This is a genomic window from uncultured Caballeronia sp. (assembly GCF_964243625.1).
Classification (GTDB): Bacteria; Pseudomonadota; Gammaproteobacteria; order Burkholderiales; family Burkholderiaceae; genus Caballeronia.
This window is the reverse complement of sequence record NZ_CAXTGZ010000546.1, coordinates 1-4,060: the sequence shown is the minus strand read 5'-3', so window position 1 is coordinate 4,060 and position 4,060 is coordinate 1. Positions and strand designations below refer to the sequence as shown.

Annotated in this window: 5 protein-coding genes; 3 read left to right on the top strand and 2 right to left on the bottom strand. The window is 59.5% G+C overall.

Annotated elements, in window-relative coordinates; genetic code table 11:
- Position 1 precedes the first annotated feature (1 nt).
- Positions 2 to 604 carry an NAD(P)-binding domain-containing protein gene (locus ACFFAR_RS26705; protein WP_174363743.1) on the top strand — a complete coding sequence of 201 codons (603 nt, stop codon included), beginning with the start codon at positions 2 to 4 and terminating at the stop codon, positions 602 to 604.
- Between the two features lie 43 nt (positions 605 to 647).
- Here the strand turns inward: ACFFAR_RS26705 and ACFFAR_RS26700 are convergent, their stop codons facing one another.
- Together ACFFAR_RS26700 and ACFFAR_RS26695 are read right to left on the bottom strand one after the other, a co-directional pair.
- On the bottom strand, positions 648 to 1,604 hold the full coding sequence (locus ACFFAR_RS26700) for a sugar ABC transporter substrate-binding protein (RefSeq protein WP_375508773.1): 957 nt from the start codon (positions 1,602 to 1,604) through the stop codon (positions 648 to 650).
- Between the two features lie 176 nt (positions 1,605 to 1,780).
- Complete coding sequence (locus tag ACFFAR_RS26695) at positions 1,781 to 2,692, bottom strand: LysR substrate-binding domain-containing protein (protein WP_174363744.1); 912 nt, start codon at positions 2,690 to 2,692, stop codon at positions 1,781 to 1,783.
- A gap of 176 nt (positions 2,693 to 2,868) precedes the next feature.
- On the opposite strand from ACFFAR_RS26695, the gene ACFFAR_RS26690 reads away from it, so the two are divergent.
- A complete protein-coding gene (locus ACFFAR_RS26690) occupies positions 2,869 to 3,738 on the top strand; it encodes an NAD(P)-binding domain-containing protein (protein WP_174363745.1) in 870 nt (289 codons plus the stop codon).
- 20 nt (positions 3,739 to 3,758) lie between these two features.
- Positions 3,759 to 4,060, top strand: a 302-nt coding sequence (locus tag ACFFAR_RS26685) for an aldehyde dehydrogenase family protein (protein ID WP_375508772.1), incomplete at its 3' end; no start/stop codon positions are given.

Below are 4,060 nucleotides of genomic sequence, written 5' to 3'. Positions count from 1 at the left end.
TATGAGCTACGCAATCATCGGCTTCGGCAAGATCGGCCAGGCGCTTGCCAAGGCGTTTGCCCGAAGCGGCATCGAAGTATCCGTTGCAACCACGCGCGACCCGGAAAGCTTTGCATCCGCCGCGGCCGCGATCGGACCCATGATCATTCCCAAAAAACTGGAGGAAGCGGTCAAGGCGGACATCGTATTCCTGGCTGTGCGTTTCGAGTCGCACCGGGATGTCGCGAAGGCGCTGTCCACCTGGCAGGGCAAGACCATCGTCGATGTGACCAACGCCTACGGCGTGCCGCCTGAGGAACTGGGGGGACAACCTTCTTCCAGGGCCGTCGCGCAGGCCTTCACTGGCGGAAGACTGGTCAAGGGTTTCAATCATCTGGGCGCGGCCGTCCTTGACCAGGATCCGGCCGTAAAGGGTGGCAGGAGAGTCGTGTTCCTGGCGAGCGACGATGACGGCGCAGCAGCGAAGATTGGTACGGTTGCGGAAAATCTCGGTTTCTCGCCGATCAAACTTGGCGGCCTTTCGGAAGGTGGACTGCTTGTGCAGGCGCGCGGAAATAGCTGGGGTCAACTGATCTTCAAGGACCTGGTCAAGTTCGACGGATGAATTTCATGGGTGATGCAACGTTCACTGGAACGGGTTGCATTGCTCACTTCGCCTTGTCCTGCCCCAGCATCTTCTGCGCTTGCGCCGCGTTCTCCTTGCTGACGAGAATCGAAGGCACGTATGTCGCGGGCGGTATCGTGCGATCGCCCGCAAGATACCGTGCGACGTTGTCGACAGCCGTCTTGCCGATCAAGTAAGGCTGTTGTGCGACCACGGCCGCTGCGCTTGAACGCGCGTCCTTCACGAGCGCGACTGCTTCGGGACTTCCATCCACGCCATAGGTCCGGATCTCACTGCGGTGCGCTGCATCCACTGCTTGCGTGGCGCCTACTTGCGGCCCGTCCCATGCGGCCCAGATCGCCTGCACGGTTCCCTTCGGGTACTTTTCAAGCAGCCTCGCAACCTGCTGACGTGCGTTTTCCACCGTATTCGGAATGACTTCGTGCAACTCGGGCTCGATGATCGTGATCTTCGGATACCACCTCAGCACAGCGCGCAGCATCTCGTAGCGGATGGCATCGACCGGCGTGTTATAGAAGCCGTTGAACACCATGATCTTTCCTTCACCGCGAAGATCGTTGGCGAGCTTCAACGCCAGTTGCTCGCCAATATAAAAGTTATCCGATGTCGTGACGTTGATGCTCGACGGACTGGCGGTATCGACGGTGAAAAGCGGAATGCCTGCCTCGCGAATCTTCTTGAGGTACGGTTCGAGCAGCGCGGCCGAACCAAGCTGTTCGATGATCGCATCAGGCTTCTGCCCGGTCAGCGCCTGCAACTGCTCGACTTGCCTGCTGTCTTCGCGGCCCGCGTCCATGGGAATGGGCGTGCCGCCAAGCCGTTTCACTTCATCGATTTGTCCCTGGTACGCCTTCAAGTCCCAGTAGTGTTCCGTGCCGGCCACGCTGATGCCGATCCGCTTTCCCTTGAGCGTTGGCGCGCTGTTCGAATTAGCGTTGGGATCCGCGGCGAGGGCGCCATATGGCTGCAATAGAAGCATGGTCGCAATGAAGATGCCGCACATCGTGCTGCATCTTCGAAGCATTGCGTTGGTCTTTGTAGTGTCGAGCTTGGTGACCATGTTGAATCGTTTTGACTGAGTTAATGAAGGACATAAGAACTAAGCTCGGTGCCCTGGATACTCATTTTAGATCGATCAACAACCGCGACCTTCGCTTAACGAAACGCTCTCATTTGCGAGGACATCAATTGGAGCATCTTGTTCGATGCCACCGACAACTTCCTTCCTGCACGCGTGACCAGGTGCGCTTCGGCCTGCTTCAGTATTGGATGATCGATTTCAATGGCTAGCAGTTCGCCCGCTGCGAGTTCGGTCGTCACGGCGAACGCAGGCAGGACAGCGAGACCCAGGTTTGATTTTGCGAACTGCTTGAGGATGTTGATGGAGTTGGTCGTGACAACGGGATCGAGCCTGACCTTTTCCGCGAATTCGACGGCCTGGAGCATCTGCCGCGTGCCGTAGGTCGCATGTGTTGCCGCCAACGGATAACCCGCCAGCTCTTTGACGCTCATGGTTTTCTGCTTGCTGGAACGAATGAACTTCGGATTAACGATGGCCATCATCGGTTGCTGCTTGATCGCGCGCGACACGATCTTGGGTTCGCCCGGCGGGTTATAAACCAGTCCGATCTCGCCTTCGTCTTCGGAGATTCTGCGCATGACGTCGTTCGTGCTGCCGAGATCGAGGTTGATCTTGATCCCGGGGTAAAGCCTGCAGAAATGCTGCATGGGTCCGGCCAGGACGTCGGAAACAAAACCTTCTCCGAGCACGACACCGACCGTTCCTGTTCTCAACCCGCGCAATTCCTGCAGACGCGAGATCAGGTCGTCCTTGTGCGCGAGTTGCTCGCGGAAGTATTCGATCAGGATCTGGCCGGCCTCCGTGGGCCGCACGCCGCGTGCGTGCCGCTCGAGCAATGCCGCGTCCAGTTCCGTCTCCAGCAAGCCGATTTGCCGGCTCACGGCCGAAGGCGCTACGTCGAGCCAGTCGGCGGCGGCGCGGATCGTGCCGCATCGGACCGCCTCGAAAAAATAGACGATTCTGCTTTCGGTCAGGTTGTCGGCCATGGCGTGGTTTTCCAGCGCGCGCTTCGAGGGTGAGTGTTCTAAAAATCAGAACGATATCAATATTGGCGCTGATTGATTATAGGGTCTTGCCGACCGAAGATAAGCCTTCCAAACACGCTCGACGACGGACAGACCTTTTCTCTCCGGCCGGGGCGTATTCGCGATGGAGGGGATTTATGCAGACGGTTGGTGTGGTGGGATTGGGGAACATGGGGCGCGGCATGGCGCTTTCGCTCAAGCGCGGCGGTTATGCCGTGCTTGGATTCGATGCGGCGCCCGGTGTCGCGGCCGCGCTCGAAGCCGAGGGCGTCTCGCCGCGTGCGTCCATTGCCGACATCACGCGGGACGCGGATGTGCTGGTCTTGTCGCTGCCGACATCGGCGATCGTGGAAGCGGTCGTACTCGGTGAAGGCGGAATTGCCGCGCACGGAAAGGCGGGGCTTATCGTTGTCGATACAACTACTGCCGAGCCGAACAGCACGCGCAAGGTCGCGGCTGCGTTGGCGGAGCTGAAGATCGGTTTCGTCGATGGTCCCGTGAGCGGCGGTCCGAAAGGCGCGGCAACCGCGACCATGACCATGGTTCTCGGCGGTTCGGAACAGGACGTCGCGGCGGTCGAACCGATCCTCGCCGTGATGAGCGCGAAGCGCGTGCATGTCGGCCCGGTCGGCGCGGGGCACGTCACGAAGATCATCAACAACCTGCTGACGGGCGTGCATCTGCTCGCAACGAGTGAAGCGGTGCGCGCGGCAAAGGCCGCCGGCGTGGATCCGGAGAAGCTGGTCGAAGCGCTCAACGGCGGTTCGGGCCGCAACAGCGCGACGCTCACGAACTATCCCACGTGGATCTTCACCGACACGTTCGATTCCGGTTTCACCATGAAACTGATGCGCAAGGACGTGCGCCTCGCGATGGACTTGCTGCGCGCACAGGACATCGATGCACCGGTCGCCGTGGAAGCAGGGCGCTTGTGGGCGGAAAGCGAAAAGACCATCGGCGATGCGGAGGACTTCAATCGCATCGTGCAATTCATCGAACCAAAGTAAGCGAATTCCGGAGAATCAAAATGGATGACAACGCAGCAGAAAACCTGTTGGCCGCCTTCGCGCATTTCTTCCCGAATGCAAAGACGATCGGATCGTATGTTGGCGGTGAACTCATAGAAGGAACGGGCGAACTGATCCAGCTCTACGATGCCGCCACCGGCAAGCCGAGCCTTTCGTACAAGGATGGCGGCGCGGCCATCGTCGATATCGCCGCGGATGCTGCACAGCGCGCGCAGAAACAATGGTGGGCGATGACGCACGCCGCACGCGGGCGCGTGATGTTCGGCTTCTACGACAGGATTCGAGGTTGCGTGCCAGTCCT